Raw genomic sequence first — 25,522 nt, forward strand, 5'->3', positions numbered from 1 at the left:
TTCCCCTGTGGCCCCCCCCCCCCCACACCCACTGGTCAGCGCCCCAGGGCGACTCCGCCGCCCGCCGTGGGGCGGGCAAATCGAAGGTGCCAGAGACTTGGTGACCTTGGAACGAATCTTTTGCGCGTCAGGAGGCAGGGATGGCGGTCACCAGACCGCCGCCGACGGTGCCGCTGTCCTGTGGCTCGGTGACGATGGCCGAGCGGGACATGCCCCCATGGCGGCTCTGGTGGGTGACTGGGGAAATGTCAGGCCTGGCGGGTCGGCAGGACGATCGACTGGCGCAGGTTGACGTGCTGGCGACGGCTGACGGTGTACGCGATGAGGTCGGCGATGTCCTCGGCGACGAGGGCTGGGATCGCCGTGAACATACCGCCGAGCTGCTCGCGCAGTTCCGGGTTGTCGATGTGCTCACCGAGTTCGGTGTCGGTCAGGCCCGGCTCGATGGTGCTGACCCGGACGTCGCGCGGGCCCAGCTCGGTGCGCAGTGCTGCGGACAGCTGGGTGAGGGCGGCCTTGGTGGCCCCGTACACGGCGTAGTCGGGGAAGGGAACATGGGAGGCGATGGAGGAGACGTTGACAAGGTCGGCGGTGCGGCCGTCGGCGGCGGCTGCGGTGAGGTCGGGGGTGAACGCGCGGATGACGCGCAGGGCGCCGGTGAGGTTGGTGTCGATCATGCGGGTCCACTCGTCAAGCCGGCCCTCGGCGAGGGGGTTGGGAAGCATCACGCCGGCGTTGTTGACCACCAGGTCGACCCGGCCGTAGGCATCGTGGACGGCCTTGGCGGCGGCGTCGACGGAGGCCTGGTCGGTGACGTCGGCGGTGACGGCCAGGGCTTGGCCCCCGGCGGCGGTGAGTTCGGCGGCCAGCGCGTCCAACCGATCGGTGCGCCGGGCGAACAGGGCGACGCGGGCGCCACCCGCTGCGAGCAGGCGGGCGGTGGCCGCGCCCATGCCACTGGCCGCTCCAGTGACGACGGCGGTACGGGCGGCGAGGGCGGGATAGCTCATGGGGTGCTCCTGGGTCTGCTACGCGGGCCGGTCCCGGTGGACCGGCCCGGCGGGTCGGTGCGGTAGGGCGGATGCGGACCACTCTGCGCCCGGCCGGGACGGCCAACTAGGGCCTGCCTTTCCCTGGGAGAGCCAGTACCCCCCTGGGCCGGGCGGCCGGGTCTGCGCTGCGGGCTGGAGAACGCGGGCTTGGAGATGGCGGGCAGCCGCTCGGCGACCGTATCGACCAGCTCGCTATGGCGGCCGGGTACGACGCGGCGGCCTGGTTGCACATCGCAGACCGGCACGAGCAGCCCAGCGCGCGGGGGCGGCGTCGCTCACGCCTCCGTACGTTCCTCGGCCGACTTCCCATCGCCCGCAGTGCGGGGGCCTGGCACCGCAGCCACTGCGAGATTGAGGCGAGCGTCCATGTCGAGGTTGACCTCTCCGTAGGGGCGGACATGGGACCAGAACAGCGGGGCCAGGCCGCGCCGGTCGGCCGGTGTCAGAAGGTCGGCCCACTCCGGCTCGCCGAGGATGTCCTGGAGCATGAGGGTGTTCACGTAGACCAGAGCGGACTGGAGGATCCGCAGGCAGAGGACGAACATTTCCTGCTCGTCGCGCCGGTTCGGGGACTGTAAATCGTTCGGGTCTGTTCCGTAGTCGGTGGTGACGGAGGGTGTCGTCAGCCCAGGAGGAACCGGTGGCGGAGGAGAGAGAAGCTCGCGCGACCGTACATCTGGCACTTGATCAGCTTGGTTTTGTTGTTGACGCCTTCGGTACCGCCGTTGTGGTGCGGCAGGGTGAGGGCGGCGTCGACTGCGGCGCGGTCCTTCTCGAGGCCCCGGGTGAAGGCATGCAGGTGGGGCAGGTCCTCGGCCTGGACCGAGGTGATCCAGGTGCTCAGCAGGGTGGCATTGCCGTCGGCGGGATCCAGCAGCACGGCGAAGTGGTGGATGAGGTCGGCCAGAGCGGTCATCTCGTGGCAGGCGGTGCCGGCGGCCTCGATGCGTTCCCGCTGGTGGTCCTTGAGCCGGTCGGGTCGGGTGAGCAGCTAGCGGGCGAGGCGCCGGGGCGAGAGTGCGGGCCGGTCGGCCTCGACTCGGCCCTGGTTGATGTAGCGGACGAGCAGGTTCGAGCTGCCGGTGTAGCCCAGTTCCCTGATCTCCTGGAGGAGATGGGTGACGGGGACGGCTGGGTTCTCCAGCCGGCGTCGGCGCAGGTGATCGCGGTAGGGATCCACGAGGGTGGGCCGGTACTTGGGGGCGCGGATGAGGCGCTCGGGCTCGGCGACGCGGTCGTAGCGCTTGACGGTGTTGAGAGCCAGGTTCAGGCACGCGCGCACTCAAGAAGTCCGACTCCGCGCTCGCGCAGGGCGTGGACCTGCTGCCAGCGCTCGCGGGTAGTGGCCGGCCTGTCTCCCCTCGGCCGGGGGCGGGCCCGATTTCGCCCAGCAGGTGCTGTGCGCGGCGACCTCCTTGCGGACGGCCTCGGCGTAGGTGGCCGATCCGTCCCGGCACACGGCCTCGATGCCCGCGCAGCCAGGCTTCCAGAGTGGCGGCTTCGCGGCCGGGCAGTACCTCGATTCGCTCACCAGTCTCGGCGTTGATGATGATCGTGGCGTAGCTGTGCCGGCGGGGCACCGACGGAATGCGCTGGTCAGCAGCTCCCCGCGTGCAACGGAGATCGTTTCCCGGGAAGAGATTGATCGTTTCCCACCGTGCAGGTCCCACGGGCTCCCGGTCAGATCAGGCAGGTGGCCTGTCCTCTCAGATCTCCTCAATCAATGCCGACAGACTCTTCGTCACATTGGAGGTAAGCAGTGTTGTCTTTCTGATCTTGAGAGCTTCTGATCATGGACAGAGTTTGGATCGAACCGCAGTGGCAAGAGTTCGGCATCGGCCCCCTGGCTGCCTCGGAGGCCATTGAGCGACTCTGTCGGTGATCTTGAGATTCCCCGGCGCGATGGCGTGATCATCAGGCAGGCTCGGCTCGGTTTCGAAGGTCGGACGTCTTCGTGAGGTGAGTTGGTGTCGCTGCGTGCTCGTCCGGGTGGGCAAGTTCCGTCGTTGACCGCGCAGGTGGCGCGGGCGAGTAACCCGAACGGGACGACCGCGATGTGGGTCCGTGACAGGCTGGACGGGTTGTGGCGTGATGAGGACTTTGCCGCCTGGTACTCGCGCAACGGGCGGCCGGGATTGTCCCCGGCCCAGCTCGCCACGGTGAGCGTGCTGCAGTTCCTGCTGAACCTCTCGGACCGGCAGGCGGCCGAGGCGGTGCGGTGTCGCATCGACGTGAAGTACGCCCTCGCGCTGGAACTGGACGATCCGGGCTTTCACCACAGCGTGCTGTCCGACTTCCGGGACCGGCTCGCCGAGAACGGCCGCGCTGACGCCCTGTTCGATCTCGCGCTGGCACGGCTGAAGGATGCGGGCCTGGTCAAGGCCCGTGGGCGGCAGCGCACCGACTCCACCTGCCTGCTGGCCTCGGTGCGTGAGCTGACCCGTCTGGAGCTGGTGCTGGAGGCGGTCCGCGCCGCGCTGGAGGAGACCGCCCGCACCAACCCGCAACTGCTGGACGGTCTGGTGGACGAGGACTGGGCCCTGCGTTACGGCCGACAGGTCCGCCTGGTCAGCCAGCCCAGCCGGCCGGCCACGCGGCTCAAGCAGGCCGGCGCCGATGCCTTCCGGCTCCTGGACCACGCCCGGGGCGCGGGGACCACTCCGGGCCCCGCTGTGGAGGCACTCCGCCAGATCACGATGCAGAACTTCCTCGTTGACGCTCACGGCAGGCCATGCCCGCGGGCTGAGAAGGACGGGCTCCCGCCCGCCCGCTTACGCATCGAGTCGCCGTACGGCCTGCAGGCACGCTGGGTGCGCCGCGGCCACCGACGCTGGACCGGCTACCTCGCCCACGTCACCGAGACCTGCGACGACAGGGGCGTCAACGTGATCACGGACGTGGCCACGACCGTCCCGACCGCGGACAGCACCGCCTTGCCCGGCATCCGCACCCGGCTCGAACGGCGCCACCTGCTACCCGCACAACACCTGGTCGACGGCGGCTACACCTCCGTCGCGCTGATGGACACCGCCGCCCGCACCCACCGCATCGAGGTCATCGGTCCCGTCGCGCCCGACAACTCCTGGCAGAGCAAGGCCGGCACCGGCTTCACCCGCGAGGACTTCGCTGTCGACTTCGACCGTCGTCAGGTCACCTGTCCCGGCGGAAAGACCAGCGGAAACTGGACTGAACCGCCCTCCCAAGCGCCCTATACCCTCGTGGCGTTCGACGCCCGGCACTGCAGCCCGTGTCCCCACCGCAGCGGGTGCACCCGCTCAACCGATCCACGCAAGGGACGAACCGTACACTTCCTCCCTCGTCGCCTCCACGACCTCCAGGCCCAGAACCGCGCCGACCAGCAAGATCCGCAATGGCGGCGCCTCTACGCCTCCCGCTCCGGCGTCGAGGGCACGGCCAATGTGCTGGCCAACGCCCATCAGATGCGCCGCTGCCGCTACCGGGGCACAGCCAAAGCGCACATCCAGCACGTGCTGACCGCGATCTCTGTCAACATCGCACGCCTCAGCACGCAGGAGCCAGACGACTCCACCTACCGGCCCCGACCGCCGACAGCATTCCAGCAGTACCTCGACGCCCAGGAACTGCCCCGCCCCCGCTGGTGGCGCCAAGGACAGTGACCAAGGAAAACCAAGATCACCGAAAGAGTCGCTCATTCGCCGCTTGGCGGGCGGCTACTGCGCGGTTGCGTGTGAGCCTGCAACGACCGACCGGGACTTCGGAACGACAAGGCGGGCTACGCCAAGGCTCAAGCCAAGATCGCCAAGGCGTGGGAAGCGGTGGCTTTGAGCCTTTCACCAGGGGCGTGTACCTGCTGGACCTACCCTGCGCCATGCCTCCGACTCCCGGGAGAGGTGGCAGAAGCGGTTCGGCCGGTGAAGGGCCTGAGGTGCGGGAGGCTTCAGCGCACCCGCGGTCTGGCCCGTTGAGGCCGCCGCCACATCTCTGACCAGGGATCGGCCGCCCGCAGCTTGGGAGTTGTACACCTGCCAGCCCGCTTGTCGACCTTCTGCCGTTCGGGGCCGCCGTACTCCAGGGGCTGCCCTGCTTGTCGTCGGTCTCGGGGCTGATGTGCTCAGTGCATGGGTGTCGTCGGCGCGTTCGACGATGGCGAGGTTGGCTGAAGCTTGTCGGTTGCCCAGGCCCACTCGGCACCGTCCGTTCACGGGTGATGAGGGACTCACCACGCCCTGATCACTGGACCAAGACTCCTGTTCGGCCAGCCAAGCCCCATGCTCGGAGGGATGCCATCTCACCCATGTGAACCACTGATCCACCCCCGCCTGGTCGCGTGAACAGCGAGTTCGAAGCGGCTGCGGGCACTGACGCGGCCCATCAGGTCAGCGGTAATGCGGCGGGCAGTGCGGACCGAGACGCCGAGACGGCGGGCGACGGTCTCGTCCGTGTGCCCGTCGGCCAGCAGATCGAGCAGGGCCCGCTCCTGGGCGGCGAGATCGTCGTCGGCCTTCGGGACCCTGTGGTCCACGGTCAGCGGACGAGATTCCTGCCACAGGAGGTCGAAGAGCTGACACATGGCGACGAGGACGGCGGAGCCCTTGACCACCAGGGCGCCGCTTCCCGAGGCGTCCGCGTTGAGCGGGGCGACCGCGACCTCCCGGTCGAAGATGAGCATGCGCGAGGGAACAGTGGCTCGGGTGCGAACCTCCGCTCCCAGATCGGTCAGCCATTGCGCGTACTCAACAGATTCCCGGTCGTTTCGGAGACTGTCGAGGTAGATCGTTTTGAAATTGACGCCGCGCTCCAGAAGCATCTGGTTCAAGGGTCGTCCGGCGGAACGATTTTGCGCCGTCTGCGCACCGTCTGGCGCACAGGACAGTACCTCGCTACGGCAGTCATACGAAAGCTGCTCGATCCGTGCGCGTATGGCCTCGATGCCGATGAGGCGCTCCACATCGCCGTTTTCCTTGGCTCTGACGGACTGCACGAAATCCTCTTCGAGTCGCGCCGCGAGAACCTTGCTCGCCGCCAGGTCGCTCTGAAGCCGCATCAGGTCGACTTCTTTGCGCGCGATCAGCGCTGCCAGTCCCAGCTGAGGGCTTATGGGCTGATATGCCCCGGAAGACTCCCATGAGGGCCGAACCAGTTGCTGCTCGGCCAATTCGGCGAGAAATTTTCGCACTTCTTCAGGAGACCACCCCAGTTCACCGGCGAGCTCATCCACACCGGCACTGGGCTTGCGCAGCATCTCCTGATAGACTTTGAGCTGCCGCTCCTCCAGCCCCAGGACGTCCACAAAGCACCCCCATGTCTGCCTTGTCACGCGAACCCGGGTCGGTCGAGGCCCCAGGTTCGAACAGATTCAACATTGACGTCCGGGGGAGTTGCAAGACTGCCCCGTCTTCGACGGCAGGATGGCCGAAACACGCTTGAGGAGTGCGGTGACTCCGCGCGGGACGCGGACCAGCAGAGAGTCGGTCTTTCTCCCCTGCCGGTCCGCGGACCCGTGCACCAACAACGTGTCCGCTCAGCGCAGACGTGCCCCGAATTCCCGGTGCAGTGCTTCGACCACGTCTGCGCGCACGGTGCCGATGGACTCCGAGGTCAACGTCGTCGTCCGGGACCGGAGCGTCACCCGGAGGGTGAGCGACCGGTGCCCCTCGGGCACCCACCCGTCACGGAACTCACCGATATAGGAAACGGCAGAGATCGCCTCGTCGACTTCCCTGACGGACTTCTCGATCCGTTCCCAGGCCACCTCGTCGGCGACCACCACCGATAGATCGAAATCCGCATCGGGCAGCTCGGGGATCGACCGGAAGGTGTTGTGGCGCGACGCGTGCCGGTGCAGCGGCCCGAGATCGAGTTCGAGGCAGGCCACCTGCACCCCGTCGATCCCCGCCGCCCGCCGGATGCGGGGCGGCAGGAGCGCGAGCGTGCCCACGGGGGTCTCGTCCGACCTGACGGCCAGCCGCGCGGTGCCGTCCGCCCACGCCGCGTCGCCCCCGCGCGCCCAGCCCACCCGGTCGAGGTGGGCATGGCGGACGATCAGCTCCAGGACGCCCTTGGCCCGCCGGAAGAGGACCGGTCCGTCCTCGCCCACGAGGGCGAGGACGAGCGCCTTGCCCATCCGCGGAAGCGGTTCGTACCGTCCCTGGTACGGCTGGAGCGGACCGGCCGCGAAGACGGTGCCGATCTCGAACACCCCGAACTCCGGGGTGTGACGCAGGTTGGTGGCGACGGCCTCCAACAGGCCGGGGACGAGCGAGGGGCGCAGCGCGCCGCGGTCGGGCGCTGGCCCGCCCTCGAACCGGACCAACCGGTCCACCGGGAAGCCGACGGCGGCCATCAGCTGCTCCGGGGGCCAGGGGTAGGTGATGACCTCCTGCAACCCGGACCGGTGGGCCAGCACTTCCCGGATCACGCGGTCCACCGGCGCGCGGTTCAGCGACCGCACGGGGTGCAGGGTCACGCTGGTCCGCGTCCTGGGGAGCCGGTCGTACCCGTGGATCCGCGCCACCTCTTCGAGGACGTCGTGGGCCAGGGTGATGTCGCCGGTCGAGCGCCAGGTCGGTGCCGTGACCCGGAGCGTCGTGTCGTCGATCTCCGCGTCGAAGCCCAGAGCGGTCAGCATGCGGTGCAGCTCGGATGTCTCCAGGGCCTCGCCGATACGGCTGTCGAGGAACTCCCGGGTGAGCTGCACCCGCGCCCGCTCCGTGGGCTCCACGGTCACATCCTGCATCCCCGTGATGCCGGCGCCGGGCACGACCTCCCGGAGCAGGTGCAGGAAGAGGTCGACGGCTTGGTCCACACGCTGGGTGTCGAGCCCCTTCTCGTACCGTGCCGACGCCTCGGTCCGCAGGCCCAGGCGCTGCGTGGCCGCCCGCACCGGTCCGGGCAGGAACGTGGCGGCCTCCAGGAGGAAGCGGCGGCCGGCCGCGTCCACCGCGGTGGCCTCGCTGCCCATCACGCCGGCGACGGCCACGGGCGTCGCGTCGTCCCGGACGACCGGGGTGGCCTCGGTGAGCTGGGCCTTGTGGCCGTTGAGTAGTTCCAGGGCGGTGCCCGCCTCGGCGCATCCCACCGACAGCGGCGGGGCGAGGCGGTCACGGTCATAGACGTGGGTGGGCTGGCCGACCGTGAACATCACGTAGTTGCTCAGATCGACCAACAGCCCGTTCGTGCTCTCGCCGATGCGGCGGAGCCGGTCCTGGACGTACCGCGGTGTGCCGGCCACCTGGTCGACGGTGAACTCCACGGTGGTGAAGCGCCGGCACAGCGCCGGGTCCAGCGTGCCGATCAGGCCGTCGACCGCCCCCGGCCGCGCGGCGGCTGGTAAGGTCCGCAGCGGCAGGCCGTAGATGACCGCGAACTCCCGCGCGATGCCGTAGTGCCCCCACAGGTCCGGCCGGTTGGTGAGCGACTTGTTGTCGATCTCCAGGACGACGTCGCCCTCGACCTCGACGACGTTCTCCACCTCGACCGTCTTCAGGGTGAGGTCGTGGGCGAGCTGCGCGGGGCTCCTGTCGGCGGGGAGGTCGACGAAGTCGGAGAGCCACTCGAGCGATACCTTCATCGTGCCCTCCTAGGCGAACTGGCTCAGGAACCGCAGGTCGGCGCTGTGCATCAGCCGGACGTCGTCGATGCCGTAGCGCATCATGACGAGCCGGTCCAGACCGACGTTGACGTAGAAGCCGGTCCAGCGGTCCGGGTCGAGGCCGCCCGCGCGCAGCACGTTGGGGTGCGGCATGCCGCCGGGCATGATCTCCAGCCAGCCGACTTGGCCGCAGGTGCGGCAGCCCTGCCCGGCGCACACCTGGCACTCCATGTCGATCTCGAAGCCAGGCTCCACGAAGGGGAAGAAGCCCGTCCTCATGCGGGTGCGGACGGGCCGCCCGAAGACGGTGTCCAGGATCGTGTCGACGAGGAACTTGCCGGCCGTCATCGGCATGTTCTCGTCCACCAGCAGCACTTCGTACTGGAAGAACGCGCGCTCGTGCCGGGCGTCCGTGCTCTCGTTCCGGTAGACCCGGCCCGGATATACGAACCGGAACGGCGGCTCGTGCTCACGCATGTACCGCACGCTCGCCCCGGTGAGGTGCGGACGCAGGCACAGGCGCTCCGCCCCCTGGCGTTCCTCGGTGCCGCCGAGCCAGAAGGTGTCCATGCTCTCCCTGGCCGGGTGACCGGCGGGGAAGTTCATGTGGTCGAACTCGTACAGCTCGGAACTGATCTCTGGGCCTTCGTAGACGTCGAAGTTGAGCGCGGCGAACGCGTCGTTGAGGTCGTACATCAGCTGCACGGTCGGATGCATGCCGCCCGTGCCGGGGCCGGGCCGCAGGCCGGGGAGCGTGACGTCGAACGGCGCGGACAGGGCGGGTTCCGCGTCGAGCAGCTCCCGCTCCCGCGTGTCCAGGGTGGCCGTGAGCAGTTCATGCGCCTCGTGCAGGGCCGCACCGATCACCTTGCGGTCCTCGGGTGCCAGGGCGCCAATGCCGCGCCGGAGCCGGAGCAGGGAACCAGACTTGCCCAGCACGTCGCGCCGGACGTCCGCAACGTCGGCCGGTGCCGAGGCGCCGCTGATGTCGGCGAGCGCCCTTTCCCTGATCTCCTCCACCTCACGCAGCAGAGATGCCGGATCGCGGGTGCGATCGGTCATGAAAGTCTCACTCTCTGGAAGTCATGGCCCGTCCACCGGGCAGGGCTTGGGTCGGCGCACCGTGGAGAAGGGGGGAGAGTGCCCCCGGGGCTGCCCTACGGTGCTTGCCGCTGGCGCCGGGGAAGGACTGCTAGCTCGACGCGTCGTGGCACCCGGCAACCCCGGGGCACATAAATCGGAACGCGGAGACCTTCATGGGCCGCAAGTGTGCCAGCCGCACCGCGAGCAGGCAAACGGACCGGCGGCCCGGCAGGTCTCAAATGGCTTGATCCCGCCCCGCCTTGCCGGTGAGCACGGAGGCGACGCGGGCCAGCGCCGGGGGGCTCGCCAGCTGCTCGTGGACCGCGTCGACGGTGTGCTGCTCGATCACGCCCGTGACGTACGGCCGCCACAGCTCGGCCGAGCCGGCGGCCACGGGCCGTCCCCGCCCGGCGTCGAAGGCCAGCACGTCTCCCGCGTACGTGCCCGGGGTGTGGTGGCGCATCAGCCGCACATGGTGGGCCGACGCCTTCATCAGGGCCGCAACGGCCTCCTCATCCAGCTCGGCGAGCGGGCTGCCCACGGTGCGGGCGGCGTGCAGCACCTGGCCCGGCGTCGTCCCGCCCTCCGGCAGCAGGGCGGGGTCCAGGCCCAGCCCTTCGGCGAACAGCCGGTGCTCATTGGCCGGGGTGGGCGCCGCGTCGTCGGCGGCCCGGGGGAAGGAGTCCAGCAGGGCCAGCAGCTCCACCCGTTCCCCGCGTTCCTGGAGTAGGCAGGCCACGGCGTGGGCCACGACGCCGCCGAACGACCAGCCCAGGAGCCGGTAGGGGCCCGTGCCCTGCACCCGCTGGAGCAGGCCGAGATAGTGCTCGGCCATGGTCGCCACGGAACCGGGTGCCGCGCCGGGGTCCGTGAGAACGGCGGCCTGCACGCCGTAGAGCGGCTGGTCGGGGCCGAGGAGGCGCGCGAGTCCGGTGTAGCACCAGCTGAGGCCGCTGCCGGGGTGGAAGCAGAACAGCGGGGTCGGACCGCCCTCGCGGCGGATCGCCATCAGCGTGTCGAGGCCGGCGGTCGAGGAGCTGCGCGTGCCGTCCTCCGAGGGGGCGGCCCAGGCCAGCATCCCGGCCACCGTCGGTGCCTCGTAGAGCCGGCGGACGGTCAGGCGCAGCCCCGCTTCGCCGTTGACCCGGCCGACGATCCGGGCGGCGGTCAGCGAGTCGCAGCCCAGGTCGAAGAGGTTGTCGTCGAGGCTGACGTCCGGGACGCCGAGGATGTCGCCGACGGCCGCGCACAGCGCCTTCTCCCGCGGGGTGCTCGGCGGCCGGCCAACCTGTGGAAGGGCGGCGTCGGGGGCTGGCAGGGCTTTGCGGTCCACCTTGCCGTGCACGGTGACCGGGAGGGCGTCCAGCCGCACGAACACCTGCGGCACCATGTAGTCGGGCAGCAGGGCGGCGAGGTGGCGCCGCAGCTCGGCGTCGCCGGGATCCTCGTCCGGCCGGGCGACGACGTAGGCGACCAGCCTGCGGCGGCCCGGCGTGTCCTCCCGGGCGAGGACGACGGCGCCGGTCACCGACGGGTGGGCGGCGAGAGCGGCCTCGATCTCCGCCAGCTCGATCCGGTATCCCCGGATCTTGACCTGGTGATCGGCCCGGCCCAGGTACTCCAGTTGCCCGTCGGCCCGCCAGCGGGCCAGGTCGCCCGTGCGGTACATGCGGGTGCCGGGCGCACCATACGGGTCGGGCCGGAAGGCGGCGGCCGTCATGGTCGGCCGGTTGAGGTAGCCGCGGGCGATCCCGGCACCGGCCAGGTACAGCTCGCCCATCACCTGCGCCGGCAGGAGTTCCCCGGCCGGGCCCAGGACGTAGGCCCGGTCACCGGGAACGGGCCTGCCGATGGGGGCGATGGCGCCCGGCGGCACCGGCGCGCGCTCGCGCGGGCTGTTGTTCCAGCGGTCCAGCAGGTCGCGGCGCTCCTCGTCCCCGACGACGTCGACGTCCCCGACCGGCAGGTCGGGCCGACGGGCCATCTGCTCCAGCACCAGGGCCAGCCGGGCGAGCAGCCGATCGGCGCCCCCGGGCACGGCGGCGCCGGACCGGTACGTCAGGTCCAGGAGCAGCTCCTCACCGGGCACGGCCATGAGACTGACGGGGTAGTGCGTCGCGTCGTGGGCGTCGACGGTGCTCACGCGCAGCCCGTGGACGGGCGTCTCCTCGTCGGGGCCGCCGGGGTAGTTCTGGAAGACCAGCAGCGTGTCGAAGAGGTCCCCGGCCCCGGCGAGGCGCTGGATCTCGGCCAGTCCGAGGTGCTGGTGGTCCAGCAGGCGTGTCTGGGCGTCCCGCAGCCGCCCGAGCACCCGGGCGACGGATTCGTCGTGGCGCATGCGCACCCGGACGGGGACCGTGTTGATGAACAGGCCGACCATCCGCTCTGCACCGGGCAGCTCGGGGGGACGCCCGGAGACCACGGTGCCGAAGACGACGTCGTCCCGCCGGGTCAGACGCCCGAGCAGCAGGCCCCAGGCGCCCTGCACGACAGTGTTGAGGGTGAGCCCCTGCCCATGGGCGAGCCGCGTCAGGGCGGCGCTCGTCCCGGCGCTGAGGGTCCGCCGCAGCTTGCGGGGGGCACCGGTGGCCCGCCCGCCCGGCACGAGATACGTGGGGCCGTCGACGCCGTCCAGCGCCTGGCGCCAGTGCGCCCGGGCCGCCGCGTCGTCGCGGGACTTTAGCCACTTCAGATAGTCGCGGTAGGGCACGGCGGGCGGCAGACCGGCGTCCTCGGGCAGCCGTCCGCCCCGCACCGCCGTGCCGTAGAGCGTCATCAGGTCGTCGACGAGCAGCGGCAGGGACCAGCCGTCCAGCAGGATGTGGTGGCAGGTCAGCAGCAGCCGGTGCGCGTGGTCGCCGAGGCGGGCGAGGGCGAACCGCACCGCGGGAGGGCGGCGCAGGTTGAAGCGGGCGGTGCGCTGCTCTTCGGCCAGCCGGGCCAGTGCGGCGTCCTGGTCGTCCGCGCCGAGTCCGGACAGGTCGTGCTCGGTGCGGGGCACGCGGACCCGGGTGGGGATGACCTGGATCGGCTCGCCGGTGCGGCGGTGCCGGAAGGCGGCCCGCAGGGAGGAGTGCCTCTGGAGCAGGGCGTCCGCGGCGCGCCACAGCGCGGCCGCGTCCAACGGCCCGTCCAGCCGGAGCACGAGCTGGATCGCGTAGGAGTCCTGGTCCGCCTCGTCGAACTCGGCGTGGAACAGCAGGCCTTGCTGGAGCGGAGAGAGTCCCAGGACGTCCTCGATCCGGGGTCCGCCGGCCTGTGCGGCCGACGGGGCGGCGGCCCCGTGGGGGGTGGTGGTCGGGGGAGTCGTCATGACAGAGCCTTCTCGTCTCGTCGCACCCACACGGCCGAACTCCTGCCGAGTTCCGTGCCATCGTGGCGGAAGATCGCAGTCTCGCACCGGACGGCCCGGTCGGCGGACGGCACGCCGCGGGCCGTGAGGACCGTGGTCTCGCCCGCGCGCGGCAACGCGCGGACGCGTGCAGTCATCCGGCCGAGGACCATCGGCGTGGCCACCGGGTCGAACGTCCAGCCGCCCGGGCAGTCCAGCACCGCCCAGACCAGCTCGGGCCGGACCAGTCCGTCGTCGCCCGTGTGCTCGTCCCCGGGGGTCCAGGTGCACGCCGTGGTGCCGGCGCGGCCGGCTACCGGTCCTGGCGCCAGCCGCAGCCCGTGGTCGTCGTGCCGGGGGCCGCAGACGTAGCAGGTGTCGAAGGGGTGGCCGGCGCGGCCGGCGTAGCCCTGCTCGGCCCGGCGCGCCGTCGGCGGGTCGACGAAGCCGACGGGCTCCTGCGGTACGGCGCCGACCGCGGCCGAGGCGATGAGGTCGTCCCCGTCCCAGAAGGTGACGCGCCGTCCGGCGACGACCCTCAGGTCGGTCTCCAGCGGCGGCGGCGCGAGGAGCTGGACGACGACGTCCCCGGTGCCACCGCGCCCGCCGGTGCCGAGCACGGGGCGCGCCGCCTCGGCGAAGACACCGCAGGCGTAACCCCCGTTGGCGCTATCGGGAGGGCCGTTGTAACGCCGGCCGATGCGTACGTGAGTGGGCACGGTCCCTGGCTCCCTGGTCGGTGGAGAGGCGGACGGATCAGTCGCCATTCCCGCACCGCACCGAGGCGCGTCACAACCCCTACCACCCCCCTGCCCGCACCCCGGGAATCCGGAATGCGCAGGGGGCGAGGTCCCATTCTTCGCCGACGCGCGTTGTCCGCCGCGCAGGCCGTGTCTACGGTCGTCGGGCGAAAGGGTGTGTCGTTCTGAAGCAGTGCTTCCCGCAACAGAATTCGAGGCCGTATGAATGCCGAAAACGCTTCATGGGAAGGGCGCACGGCAGGCGCTCTCTTCCTGGCTCAGGCGGCGCGCCGGCCCGGCGCGGAAGCCGTTGTCGACGGAGAGGCCCGCCGCACGTACGGCGAACTGGCCCGGGACGTGGAGAAGCTGGCCGCCGATCTGGTGGCCCGCGGCGTCGGGCGGGAGGTGTCCGTCGGCGTCCTGCTGCCCCGCTCGTACGAACTGGTCGTCTCGATGCTGGCGGTGCTCGTCGCCGGCGGTGTCTACACGCCGCTGAACCCGGCGCTGCCGGACTCGCGGCTGAGCGCCCTGGCCGAGGACACCCTGCCGCCCGTGGTGCTCTCCCGTCACGCGCTGGACGACCGGCTGCCCGGCCTGACCGCCGCGCGGGGCGTGGCGCGCGTCGAGGTCCCGGCCCTGCTCGCGGACGCGTCCGCGCCGACGGCGGGATCCGCGGTCGCCGACCGGCACGCGTCGGCCGCCGCCGCGTACGTGATCCAGACGTCCGGTTCGACTGGCCGGCCCAAGAGCGTGCAGGTCGGGATGGCTTCCCTGATCAACACGCTGACCTGGTGCCGGGACGCATGCGGCATCCACGAGGACAGCCGGGTCCTGCAGGTGATCGCCTCCAGTTTCGACGCGTCGATCCGCAGCTATCTCACGCCCCTGCTCACCGGCGCCGCCCTGGTCCTCTTCCCCGAGGGCCCCTTCGACCCCGCCGCGCTGCTGGAGCACCTGGCCCGGGAGCGGATCTCCGTCTTCAACCCGGCCGTGCCCAGCCAGTTCCACCCGGTGGTGGAACTCGCCGCGGCGGAGGGCTTCCGGCATCTGGACGCGCTGCGCTGCCTGGCTCTGGGCGCCGAATCCCCGGACCTGACGGCCCTGCGCCCGTGGATCGACTCCGGGCACTTCCACGCCCGGATCCTGAACGTCTACGGCCCGACCGAGGCCGCGGACATCGCCTGCTACGCGGAACTCGTCACCACCCGCTGACCCCACGAAGGAGTTCCCATGGCCCCCCTCCACTCCGACACCACCGTCTTCGAGTCCGTCGAGTCCGAGGTGCGCAGTTACTGCCGCACCTGGCCGACCGTCTTCACCCGCGCCCAGGGCAGTCATATGTACGACGAGGACGGCAGGGCTTTTCTCGACTTCTTCGTGGGCGCCGGAACCCTGAATTACGGGCACAACAATCCGGTGCTGAAACGGGCTCTGCTCGACTACCTGACGCACGACGGCATCACGCACAGCCTGGACATGTACACGGAGGCGAAGCGGACGTTCCTGGAGTCGTTCCGGGACCTCATCCTGCGCCCGCGCGGCCTCACCTACAAGGTGATGTTCCCGGGGCCGTCGGGCACCAACGCGGTGGAGGCGGCGCTGAAGCTCGCGCGGAAGGCGACCGGCCGCGAGGCCGTGGTGTCGTTCACCCACGCCTTCCACGGGATGACGCTGGGCTCCATGTCGGTCAGTGGCGCCGCGGCCCGCAGCGAGAACCCCGGCATCCCGCGGCTGCCCTCGTACCACCTGCCCTTCGACCGTTACCTGGACGGTGACACGGGCGCCCCCGACGTCCGCTGGTTCCGGCAGCTGCTGGACGACAAGGGGTCCGGCTTCCCGCATCCGGCCGCCGTGATCGTCGAGGCCGTCCAGGGCGAGGGCGGCGTCAACGTGGCCCGCCCGGAGTGGCTGCGCGAGCTGAGCCGGATCTGCAAGCAGCACGACATGCTGCTGATCGTCGACGACATCCAGATGGGCTGCGGCCGGACGGGAACGTTCTTCTCCTTCGAGGAGTCCGGCATCGAACCGGACATCGTCACCCTCTCCAAGTCGCTGAGCGGGTACGGCCTTCCGCTGGCCGTCACCCTGCTGCGACCCGAACTCGACGTGTGGCGGCCCGGCGAGCACAACGGCACGTTCCGGGGCCCTAACCCGGCCTTCGTCACGGCCACAGCCGCCCTGCACACCTACTGGTCGGACAACCAGCTGGAGAAGCAGGTATTCACGCACGGCGACCAGACGGAGCTGGCGCTGCGCCGCATCAGCCACACCCGGGCTGGCGAGGGCGTCTCGGTGCGCGGACGCGGCCTGGTGTGGGGGCTGGCCTTCGACATGCCCGAGCATGCCGCCGAGGTCCGCCGCCGGTGCTTCGAGCAGGGCTTGGTCATCGAGACGGCGGGCCCGCGCGACGAGGTGGTTAAGCTGCTGCCCCCGCTCACCTGCACCGTCGACGAACTGGAGTGGGGGCTGGACGTGATCACCCGGGCGGTCGCCGAGACGGGGTGACCACCGCACCCGGCCATCAGGACCGGACGATCCGTACGGTACGGCGGTGCCGTACGGGCGGCCGGTGCGGCAGGTGCGCCGCTCAGGAGGCCAGGACCGCTGCGGCGTGGGGTCCGGCCGGGGAACCTGGCAGATGGGTCGGCAGCTCCTTGCGGCTGCGCACCCCGAGCTTGCGGTACACCCGGGTCAGATGCTGCTCGACCGTGCTGGCCGAGACGAAGAGCCGGGTGGCGATCTCCCGGTTGGTGTGCCCGCGGACGGCGAGCGCCGCCACCCGGATCTCGGACTCCGTGAGCACGGCCGCACCGTCCCCGTCGGCCGGATCCGCGGCCGGGTCGCCGGCCGGCAGAGCCCCCGGCCGCACCGACGGCACCGCCGGGGGCGCCGCGCCGTGCACCTCGGCCATGCGGCGGGCGCGCCGGGAGTAGGCGCGGGCGCGGGCCGAGTCGCCCAGCCGGTGACAGACCTCGCCCAAGTCCATGAGGACACCGATCGGCTCGTACTGGTCCCCGCAGGACTCCAGCACCTCCAGCGCCTCGGTCAGCAGCGGCAGCCGCCGCTCCAAGGGCGCCGCGGCGGCCCGCAGCCGCAGGGCACGGCCACGGTCGGCAGGGGCGCCGGCCGCCGTCGCGAGCTGCTCCGCGGTGAGCTTCGCCGCCTCCTCGGGGCGGCCCAGCAGGAACCAGCACTCGGCGGCGGCGGTGCGCCAGGGCACGACTCCGGGCACGTCGACGCCCCAGGCGCGCATCAGTTCGCCGCATCGGTGGAAGTCCGCCAGAGCGGCATGCGGGCGCCCCGCCGCGAGGTGGTGGCGGCCGCGGGCGTACAGGTACTGCAGGCCGTAACGGGTCTCGAACAGGGCCGCGGGGACCGGCCTCGCCAGCAGCTCGGCGGCCTCGTCGAGGTGGCCCGTGCGGACGGCCGTCAGCACGGCGACGCTTAGCGGCAGCCCGGACACCACTCCCCAGGAGGCCGGGGGCAGCGCGTCGAGGGCGGTGCCGCTGTGCTCCCGCGCCGCGTGCAGATCACCCAGGTGAAGGGCGGCCTCCGCCCGCACGGCGTGCAGGAGGGCCCGCCAGGCGGGGGCGAGGAGACGGGCCGGCCGGGGCAGCTGCAGGTCGCACCACTGGGCCGCCGCGCCGGCCCGGCCGGCGGCGACGAGCACGGTCAGGGCCGCGCAGGTCGTTGCGGTGGCGGTCAGGTCGCCGGACCAGGCGCAGCGTTCGGTGAGCACCTGCTCGGCCCGCGCGACGGCCTCGCCGGGACGGCCCCGGGTCAGCGCGTCGAGCAGGTGAGCGGTGGGGCGCAACCACAGCTCGGGGCCGGTCTGTGGAGGCGGGCTGGCGATGGCCCGCTCGGCGGCGGTCACGCCCGGGTGGGCCCAGGCGATCCATCGCGTGGTGTCGAGCAGTCCGGCGTTCACCGTGGGGTCGCCGCCGGCGCGGGCGCGCAGCGTGGCGAGCGCCCGGCGGGCCGCGTCGTGCCGGCCGTGCCACAGCGACTGATGGAGCAGGGCGCGGGTGTCGGGCACGCCGAGGTGCCCGTCCTCGGCGGCGCACACCAGGGCGTCGAGGTGGGCGCAGGAGCCAGCTGGGGACACCTCGAACTGCGCCGCGGCCAGCGCCGCCCGCACGGTCGCCCGCTCCCGCTCGTCGGCGCATCCCTCCAGCGCCAGTTCCAGGGTGGCGACCGCCCGCTGCCGCTCGGCGTCGCGCCGGTCCCGCTCGGCGGACTCCAGCAGCACAGGCACGGCCCACGGCTGCGGGGGCAGCCCGCAGGACAGCAGCAGCCGGGTCACCCGGGCGCCGTCCGCTCCGTGGTCGTGCAGCAGCTGCGCGGCCCGCAACCGCAGCGTCGCGCGCTCGCGCACCGGCAGCGCGGCCAGGATGCCCCGCCGGGCGGCGTCCCGGCGGAACACCCCGCCGGACAATAGGCCGGCGCCGGTCAGCAGGTCCAGGCACTGCGCGGCGGCATCGGCCTCCACGCCGACGAGTTGGGCGACCAGATCCGGGGAGGCGTCGTCACCGAGCACCGCCAGCGCCTGGGCGGTACGCCGCAGGCCGGGCGGGGAACCGCGGTGGATCAGGGACAGCACCGCCCGGACGTACGCTGAGTCGCCGTATCCGGCGGCGCCGCCCGCGCGGACGTCCTCGATCAGGGCCCGCAGCAGCAGCGGGTTGCCGCCCGCGTCGGCCAGATCCTCCGCCAAGCGGTCGGCTCCCCGCTGCCCGAGCGCGGCACGCGCCATCCGCAGCGCCCCCTCGTGCGACAGCGGGGCCACGCCCATGCTCTCGCAGTGCGGCTGGCCGAGCAGCTCCGCGCGGAAGGCGGTGCGCACGGACGGGGACTCCGGGCCCTCGGCGGGCAGCGCGCTGGCGGTGAGCACCATGGTGATCCGGGTCGAGCGCAGCCGGCGTACCAGGTAGAGCAGGCAGTGCAGGGACGGGGCGTCCGCCCAGTGGACGTCGTCGACGGCGATCACCACGGCCGTGCCCTCGGCGAGTTCCAGCAGCGGCAAGGTCAGTTCGCGCAGCGACCGGGCCAGTTCAGGGCCGACCGTGCCGAACCCGTCCGTGTCCTGCGGCGCCCGGGCGGCCGCCCGCTGGAGCGACCCGGCGGCCTGGGCGGCAAGCCCGTCGGGCAGCCGGACGCTGTGCAGCAGCTGCTCGAACACGCCGAACGGCAGGGAGTGCTCGGCTGCCGAGCAGGCCGCGTTCAGGACGAGGGCGCCGGCGCGGCCCGCGTCCTGCACGGCCCGGTGCAGCAGCTCCGTCTTCCCGGCCGACGGGGCGCCCTCGATCAGTGCGGCGCCGCCGGTGCCCACCGCACCGCGCCGGAACGACGCCTCCAGCCGGAGAAGTTGTTCGTCCCGTTCGACCAGGTACACCGGTTGATCCCCCCCAAGGTGCGCGCGGTGGTGAGCGGAGCGGGCCGGTCAGGCCACGGGCGCCTCGCGGTTGCCGAGCACGTACAACAGGGCCGCCGCCGCCGCGGACTCCTTGTGGTAGGCCTGGCTGCGGACCAGCGACAGGGGGCCGTCGATGACCTCGGAGGTGGCCTCCAGCTCCCGGATGGCTGGCAGGTCGTGCATGAAGAGGGCCTCCGTGCCGCCGCTGAAGCGGCGCATGGTGTCCGCCGTGACGGCAAACGGACGGAAGGCGTCCGCCCAGTCGTCCTCCTCGTAGGGCACGCCCATGGACTGCCAGCGCGTGGTGTACACGGCGTCCACCGGGTCGGGCGCGGCCGGGAGGCGGTCGTATTGGGTGATCGCGTCCCGGTCCGCCAGGGCGTTCAGCGCCTTGACCTCATCGTCGGTGAACCCGCGCCCGACCGGGCTGTAGACGTCGAGGGTGAGGCCCGGCGTCCTGGTCGCCAGCAGGGCCAGCGCCCGGGCGGTGTTGTTGACCAGCCCGAGGTAGGCGAGGCGCAGGCCGCGGCCGGAGGGGCCGCCGACGGGGCCGAAGTGGCCGCGCAGGGCGCACAGGTCGGCGATGGCCTGGGTGGGGTGCTCCTCGTAGCTGAGCGCGTTGACCGTGGCCGGCAGGGAACGCGCCAGCTCCTCCATCTCCTGCTGCGGGCCGTTGGTGCGGACGACCGCCGCGTCCAGGTAGTTGCCTAGGACCAGGCCGGTGTCGCCCCAGCTCTCGCCGGTGCCGACCTGGAGGTCGGCCGCGCCGAAGTGCAGGGTGTCGCAACCCAGAGTGCGGGCCGCGCTCCAGAACGAGGTCCGGGTGCGGGTGGAGGGCGCTGTGAAGAGCAGACCGACCTTGGCGCCGTCCAGCAGGCCGCGAAAGGGTGCGCGGGAGGTGCCGTAGGCGAACGCGACGTCGCCCAGCGCGGCGATGTCGCCCGCCGACAGGCCGGACAGGCTCAGCAGGGGCTGCCGGGGCGAAAACCTGGTGGCGTCCATGTGCTCTCTCCGATTCTTCTCGGTACTAGTGGGCGCTGGCTTGGGGGAAACCCGCGCGGGCAAACGCGTCCAGTCCGTCGGGGATGTCGAGCACGCCGCACTCCTCGAACAGCGCCACGGTCCGGGCGGAGGCGTGGACGATGCCGTTCAGCACGGACACACGGTCGTAGGACTCGTTGATGACGGTGGTGACGGTGTCGTCGCTGAGGCCGGCGTGCCGGAGCGCGGCACGGGCGGACCGGGTCGCCGGCTGCAGGGACTCCACGACGATCCCGGGCAGCAGCCGGGCGACGAGGCGGCGCTCGCTCGTGCTGAGCTGCCCCCACAGGTGCTTGAAGAACTCGGCGAAGTACGCGTGGTGCCGGCCCTCGTCGATGGCGTGGTCCTTGACGATGTCCCGGACCAGGGTGATCACACCGGTGTCCTTGGGCACATCGTTCAGCAGGGCCGTGATGAGCGTCTCGAAGACCACCACCTGGAGCAGCTGCACCAGTCGGCGATGGTCCGGGTGGGCGTCCGCGACGCCGTCGAGGCGGGCCAAGAAGGGCTGGAACTCGTAGTCCAGCGACTTGATGCCCGACCGGTGCTCCAGCTGGTCGACGGCGTCCATACTGTAGAGCGCGTGGTAGTTCTCGTCGACGCAGATCTTGAAGGCGTCCATGCGCAGGCGCCGGGAGAGTTCGAGCCCGCTCTTGTTGTCGGCGATGCGCTGGGTGGCCCGCAGGACCACCGAGACCTCGAACTCGGCGGTGAAGTTCAGCCACTGGTAGAGGTGCTGGGCCTCGACATAGCGCCTCAGCGGTGCTTCCTGGGCCGCGACCAGCGGGTGGTTCAGGTGCGGGATCAGGTGCTTGGGGAAGAAGTGCTTGAGAACGTCGCGGTCCTGCGGGGTGAGACGGCGGGGCGTGGCCCGCACTCCCGCCTTGTCGTACCAGTTCTCGAACACCTTCAGTTCGGCCATGGTGTACGTCATCGGTCAGCCACCCGGGGCGTCGGTCGCGGCACGGTCACTGCCAGCCGACGTCGCCGGCCGGACCGTCGCTGACCGCCACCCGGACATCGTGACCGACTGGCGTCTCCCCACCCGCCGCGAGCGGCAGCACGGCGGCGGCCACCAGGGCCGGGGCGATCCACCTGATGATCGTCTTCAGAACGGTCATGGCTCGTCCTTACCTTCATCGGAACAGGGGTCTGCTGCGGCATGACCGGACCGGACCCCCCGTGCCGGCCGGGCACGGAGGGGGCCGTCGGTCTCACAACAGAAACTTTGTTGGCTGTGAGGCGTGGAGAGAAGACGTAACCGCTGGCAGACAGGTGCGATGGCAAGGTGATGCCAGGTACCGGTCCGGCCCGTCAGGGGGCTCAGGCCGCCTGCTGTCCGGGCTTGCGCCACGGCACGCGACCACCGAGCGTGAGCCGTGTGCCCACGAACGAGGGCACCACCACCAGCGCGCCGAGCAGAATCCAGCCGGCGCCGTGCGGAACACCCAGCACCAGGCCGGTGACGAGCATCGGCCCGACGATCTCCTGGGTGTCCAGGCTCAGCCCGAACACCGCCTGGTACTCGGTCACCCGGGACTCGTCGGCGAGCATGTACGACAGCCCCCAGGCCCCGGCCGACTGGACCATCTCGCTCACCGTGAGCAGGACGACCGCCCCGGTCAGCAGGGCGTACTCGGTCACCCCGAACCCGCCTGCGGTGAAGCACAGCAGGGCACAGCCAGCGCCCATGGCGAGCGTGCCCCGCCACTGGGCCAGCGCCGCGCCCCCGGTCGTGTCGGTGCCGCGGGTCAGCCGGGTCTGCAGCAGCACCACCAGCACACAGTTGGTGACCGTGATCGCCGGCACCGTCCAGTGCGGCGCCCCCGTGCGCTGGATCAGCCACAGGGGCAGCCCGATGAACAGGGCCGAGTCGTGCAGGCAGCCGAAGAGGTTGGTGACCGTCGCGACGAGGAACGGCCGGTCCCGCAGGGCGGCGTACCCGCGCCGGGGCGGGGCGTCCGGCTCGGCCGCCGCCGCGGGCGGCAGTGTCATGGTGAGCACGGCGCACACCAGCAGTGCGGCCACGTCGACCAGCAGCAGCACCTTGTACGCCTGCTGAGTGCCCACGCCGATGGCCCAGGCGGCGCCCAGACTGCCCAGCGCGAACCCGCCGTTGAACGCCACGTAGGTGGCCGCGCGGACGCGTACCCGGGTCGCCGGGAAGATCACCGCGATCAGCCCGGACCGGACCGGCGACAGCAGCCGCTGCACGATCACCACGGCCCCGGTGACCACCACGAACCCGGCCAGGGAGACGGGCAGCAGGTAGCCGAGGAAGGCCAGCCCGCTCGCCAGGTGGAGCAGGGCAAGCAGGCGCCGCCGATCCAGCCGGTCCGCCGCCTTGCTGAACGGCAGGACGAAGACCATGGCGACCGCGCCGGCGGTGCTCAGCGCGACACTGATCTGCCCCGGGGTGCGGTGCAGCGACTCGGTGAAGAACAGCACCTGCGACGCGGTGAAGGCGCCGGCGCCGAAGGAACCGATCCCGAAGATGGCGAACAGCCTGCGCTTGGCCCGCCGTAGCCGGGGGTCGTTCTCCTCGGCCTCCATCGCCGCCTTGCGGCGCTCCTCCTGGTCGGCGTCAGTGCCGGTGTCGACGCTCATGCCCGCTCTCCCTTCAGTGCCGCGGCGCTCGGCAGCTCCCAGCCCGACAGCGTCACCTCACGCTCGACGCCGTCCTCCTCCCGGAGCCGCACGGTGAACCGCAGCAGATGGTGCACCCGTTCCAGCAGGCTGTACATGGCGTCGTGGTCGTCGGCCACCGCGTTGAGCATGTCCAACTCCTGGGTGCTGACCCCCGGCCGCATCGGCCGGCCCGGTGCCAGCAGCAGCCGGTGGTTGATCACGCCCGGCAGCTTCTTCAGCCGGTCGGTGCCCTCCACTCGCACCAGGCAGGTCGACGTGGGCGACGCGAGGTGGCTGAACTGGAAGGCGAGCCGGTCCTCGGGCGGCGGCGTGAACGGGGGGTTCTCCCCTAGCGCCAGGCACGCCGCGTGCATGACCAGGCTGGACCCGCCCGCGTGGGAGATCACCTCGTTGGTGTAGCCGCCCATGCGGCCGTTCACCTCGATGATCCGCGGCCCCCGCGCGGTCAGTTTGATCTCGGTGTGGGTCACTCCCCAGCGGAAGTCGAGCGCCTTCAGCGCCCGGTCGGCGAGATCCGTCACCTCGGCCCGGGCGGCGGCGTCGAGGTGGCTCGGGCAGAACTGCCCGGGCTCCCGGAACGGGGACACCAACCGGAGCTTGGACAGCGGCAGATGGACCGCCTTGCCGTCCGCGACGATGCTCTCCACCGAGCAGTAGTCGCCGTGGTGGCCCTGGTCAGTGCCGATGAGCATCTCTTCCAGGATCAGCTCCCGCTCGGGCGCACCGCCCTCCCCCGGGGTGAGCAGCTCCCGCACGAGCGCCGCACCAGCCGCCGCGTCGGTCACCGGGAAGGTGTTGCGGCTCGCGGAACCCACCGTGGGCTTGACGACCGCGGGCAGCCCCACGGTCGCCACGGCCCGCTCCCAGTCCCGAGGGTGCCGCAGCAGCGCGCAGCGGACCGCGTCGACGCCGTGCTCGGCCAGCGTGGTGCGCTGCACGAACTTGTCGGTGAGGGCGACCGCGGTCTGCGGCGACTGCCCGGGCAGGCCGTGCCGCACGGCGAGGTCCGCCGCCGTGCGCACGAGGCTGTCGGAATACGTCACCACCCCGTCGATCCCGGACATGTCCGGGCCGGGGCCGTCGGGGTCGTAGAACACCGGCGGGAGCATCTGCGACAGCATCGCGATGCCGGGGTCGTCCCGCAGCGGCCGCGGCACTGCGACGACGAGGTCGGCCACCGGCCTGAGGGTGCGCATCAGCTCCACGGGGCCCAGGGCCCCGGGCGCGTACAGCACCTTGAGGACCTTGCGCCGGCCCGTCACGCCGCCCTCACCCTCTCGTGCACGGCACCGGCGAACTCGCCGAGGGTGGGGTGGTCGAAGATGTCCCGCATGGACAGCTCCACTCCGTAGTGCTCGTTGAGCCGGCTGACCAGCTGCAGCACGGCGAGGCTGTGGCCGCCCTCCTCGAAGAAGTCGGAATCCGGCCCGACGTCGGTGAGCAGCACCTCCTTCCAGATGCCGGCGACCACGTCGAGCACCTCGGCCATGTTCTGGGTTCCTTCCGCTGTCGTCATACGTAGTGCATCCATTTCTGGGGATCGGGGGCCAGCCCTCGTTCAATTCCGGAGAGCAGGTCCGAGAGCATTCCGGCCACCAGTCCGGGCCGGCCGTCACCGACGCTGAACTCGTCGCGGGCCGTGCGGACCGTGCCCACGGAGGTGACCTGTGCGGCGGTGCCGCAGGCGAAGACCTCGCTGATCCGGCCGCTGCGGCAGCCCTCGCGCCACTCGTCGACGGCGATGCGCCGTTCCTCGACGTCCAGGCCCAGTCCGGGCGCCGCCCGCAGCAGGGTGTCGCGGGTGACGCCGGGCAGGATCGTCCCGGACAGGGGCGGCGTCACCAGCTTCCTGGCAGGGCCGTCCCGCTCGACGAAGAAGACGTTCATGCCGCCGAGTTCCTCCACCCAGCGGCGCTCCTGCGAGTCCAGCCAGACCACCTGGTCGCAGCCGTGCTCGCCGGCCTGGGCCTGCGCCGCGTACGAGGCCGCGTAGTTGCCGGCGTACTTGGCCGCCCCGGTGCCGCCGGGGGCCGCCCGGGTGTGGTCCTCGCTCACCCACACGGTGATCGGGCGGGGTTCGCCGAAGAAGCCCTCGGTGACGAAGGCGATCAGCAGGAACCGGAACTCGTCGGCGGGGCGCAGGGCCAGCCCGGTCTCGGAGGCGAACATCAGCGGGCGCAGGTAGAGGCTGCGGTGGGGCTCGCCGGGGACCCATGCCTCGTCGGCCGTGACCAGTTCCTCCACGGCGCGGACGAAGGTCTCCTCGGGCAGTTCCGGCATGAGCAGCCGGGCCGCCGAGCGGCGGAAGCGTTCGGCGTGCGCATGCGGACGGAACACGGCCGTGCGGCCGTCCGCGGTCCGGTAGGCCTTGAGCCCCTCGAAGACGGCCTGCCCGTAGTGCAGGCCGACGGTCGCCGGGTCCAGGGCGAGCGTCGCGTACGGCTCCACCCGGCCGTCGTGCCAGCCCTCCTGGCGGGTCCACCGCAGGGTGACCATGTGCTCGGTGAAGGCGGTGCCGAAGGACGCGTCCGCGGACCGCGCGGCCCGCTCCTGCGCGGTGGCACGCCGGGTGCTGAGCCGCCGGGTGAAGACGGCCGGTGCGGCATGCGTGGCCTCCGTGGCCGAGTCAGTGGTGATCAT

18 protein-coding genes and 1 pseudogene are annotated in these 25,522 nt (G+C 71.6%); 3 read left to right on the forward strand and 16 right to left on the reverse strand.

Translation table 11 applies throughout. From position 1 onward, the window contains the following. Positions 1 to 248: 248 nt before the first annotated feature. From AC3ET3_RS31805 to AC3ET3_RS31815, 3 genes and pseudogenes are all read right to left on the reverse strand, one after another. Positions 249 to 1,010: an SDR family oxidoreductase gene (locus AC3ET3_RS31805; protein WP_432159206.1), complete on the reverse strand. Its 762-nt coding sequence runs from the start codon at positions 1,008 to 1,010 to the stop codon at positions 249 to 251. A 317-nt stretch (positions 1,011 to 1,327) separates the two neighbouring features. Next, positions 1,328 to 1,597, reverse strand: a complete 270-nt coding sequence (locus tag AC3ET3_RS31810; RefSeq protein WP_432159207.1) for a Tn3 family transposase — start codon at positions 1,595 to 1,597, stop codon at positions 1,328 to 1,330. A 77-nt stretch (positions 1,598 to 1,674) separates the two neighbouring features. Next, positions 1,675 to 2,626: pseudogene (locus tag AC3ET3_RS31815) on the reverse strand (transposase); the annotation flags it as partial. 444 nt (positions 2,627 to 3,070) lie between these two features. Here AC3ET3_RS31815 and AC3ET3_RS31820 point away from each other — a divergent pair. Next, positions 3,071 to 4,690 (forward strand): IS1182 family transposase, encoded by a 1,620-nt coding sequence (locus AC3ET3_RS31820; RefSeq protein ID WP_488191841.1) that lies wholly within the window; start codon positions 3,071 to 3,073, stop codon positions 4,688 to 4,690. Between the two features lie 632 nt (positions 4,691 to 5,322). On the opposite strand, the gene AC3ET3_RS31825 is transcribed toward AC3ET3_RS31820, so the two are convergent. The 5 genes from AC3ET3_RS31825 to AC3ET3_RS31845 all read right to left on the reverse strand — a co-directional run bounded on the left by AC3ET3_RS31825 (position 5,323) and on the right by AC3ET3_RS31845 (position 13,758). Next, positions 5,323 to 6,324, reverse strand: a complete 1,002-nt coding sequence (locus AC3ET3_RS31825) for a helix-turn-helix domain-containing protein (RefSeq protein WP_435613358.1) — start codon at positions 6,322 to 6,324, stop codon at positions 5,323 to 5,325. A 231-nt stretch (positions 6,325 to 6,555) separates the two neighbouring features. Then, a complete protein-coding gene (locus AC3ET3_RS31830) occupies positions 6,556 to 8,604 on the reverse strand; it encodes a phenylalanine--tRNA ligase subunit beta (RefSeq protein WP_435613359.1) in 2,049 nt (682 codons plus the stop codon). 9 nt (positions 8,605 to 8,613) lie between these two features. Then, positions 8,614 to 9,687, reverse strand: a complete 1,074-nt coding sequence (locus AC3ET3_RS31835) for a phenylalanine--tRNA ligase subunit alpha (RefSeq protein ID WP_435613360.1) — start codon at positions 9,685 to 9,687, stop codon at positions 8,614 to 8,616. 256 nt (positions 9,688 to 9,943) lie between these two features. Then, the gene (locus AC3ET3_RS31840) at positions 9,944 to 13,021 is read right to left on the reverse strand and encodes a condensation domain-containing protein (protein WP_435613361.1); all 3,078 of its coding nucleotides are present in this window, start codon (positions 13,019 to 13,021) and stop codon (positions 9,944 to 9,946) included. Beyond that, the gene (locus AC3ET3_RS31845; RefSeq protein WP_435613362.1) at positions 13,018 to 13,758 is read right to left on the reverse strand and encodes a hypothetical protein; all 741 of its coding nucleotides are present in this window, start codon (positions 13,756 to 13,758) and stop codon (positions 13,018 to 13,020) included. Before AC3ET3_RS31845 ends, AC3ET3_RS31840 begins: the two co-directional genes overlap by 4 nt. Positions 13,759 to 14,001: 243 nt before the next feature. Here AC3ET3_RS31845 and AC3ET3_RS31850 point away from each other — a divergent pair, with 243 nt between their 5' ends. Further along, entirely contained in the window at positions 14,002 to 14,991 is a 990-nt protein-coding gene (locus AC3ET3_RS31850) for an AMP-binding protein (RefSeq protein ID WP_435613363.1), read from the forward strand. Positions 14,992 to 15,009: 18 nt separating this feature from the next. After that, positions 15,010 to 16,284, forward strand: a complete 1,275-nt coding sequence (gene ectB / locus AC3ET3_RS31855) for a diaminobutyrate--2-oxoglutarate transaminase (RefSeq protein WP_435613364.1) — start codon at positions 15,010 to 15,012, stop codon at positions 16,282 to 16,284. An 82-nt stretch (positions 16,285 to 16,366) separates the two neighbouring features. Here the strand turns inward: ectB and AC3ET3_RS31860 are convergent, their stop codons facing one another. From AC3ET3_RS31860 to AC3ET3_RS31895, 8 genes are all read right to left on the reverse strand, one after another. After that, complete coding sequence (locus AC3ET3_RS31860; protein ID WP_435613365.1) at positions 16,367 to 19,171, reverse strand: AAA family ATPase; 2,805 nt, start codon at positions 19,169 to 19,171, stop codon at positions 16,367 to 16,369. A gap of 48 nt (positions 19,172 to 19,219) precedes the next feature. Beyond that, entirely contained in the window at positions 19,220 to 20,194 is a 975-nt protein-coding gene (locus tag AC3ET3_RS31865; RefSeq protein ID WP_435613366.1) for an ornithine carbamoyltransferase, read from the reverse strand. Positions 20,195 to 20,219: 25 nt separating this feature from the next. Continuing rightward, positions 20,220 to 21,167, reverse strand: a complete 948-nt coding sequence (locus AC3ET3_RS31870; protein WP_435613367.1) for a diiron oxygenase — start codon at positions 21,165 to 21,167, stop codon at positions 20,220 to 20,222. Positions 21,168 to 21,201: 34 nt separating this feature from the next. Next, entirely contained in the window at positions 21,202 to 21,354 is a 153-nt protein-coding gene (locus AC3ET3_RS31875; RefSeq protein ID WP_435613368.1) for a hypothetical protein, read from the reverse strand. A 202-nt stretch (positions 21,355 to 21,556) separates the two neighbouring features. Further along, a complete protein-coding gene (locus AC3ET3_RS31880; RefSeq protein WP_435613369.1) occupies positions 21,557 to 22,840 on the reverse strand; it encodes an MFS transporter in 1,284 nt (427 codons plus the stop codon). Continuing rightward, positions 22,837 to 24,144, reverse strand: coding sequence for an ATP-grasp domain-containing protein (locus AC3ET3_RS31885; RefSeq protein WP_435613370.1), 1,308 nt, complete (start codon positions 24,142 to 24,144; stop codon positions 22,837 to 22,839). The genes AC3ET3_RS31880 and AC3ET3_RS31885 overlap by 4 nt, the downstream gene beginning before the upstream one ends. Beyond that, the gene (locus tag AC3ET3_RS31890) at positions 24,141 to 24,398 is read right to left on the reverse strand and encodes an acyl carrier protein (protein WP_435613371.1); all 258 of its coding nucleotides are present in this window, start codon (positions 24,396 to 24,398) and stop codon (positions 24,141 to 24,143) included. Before AC3ET3_RS31890 ends, AC3ET3_RS31885 begins: the two co-directional genes overlap by 4 nt. Then, positions 24,395 to 25,522: a branched-chain amino acid aminotransferase gene (locus AC3ET3_RS31895; RefSeq protein WP_435613372.1), complete on the reverse strand. Its 1,128-nt coding sequence runs from the start codon at positions 25,520 to 25,522 to the stop codon at positions 24,395 to 24,397. Before AC3ET3_RS31895 ends, AC3ET3_RS31890 begins: the two co-directional genes overlap by 4 nt.

The organism is Streptomyces sp. bgisy159, assembly GCF_057707805.1.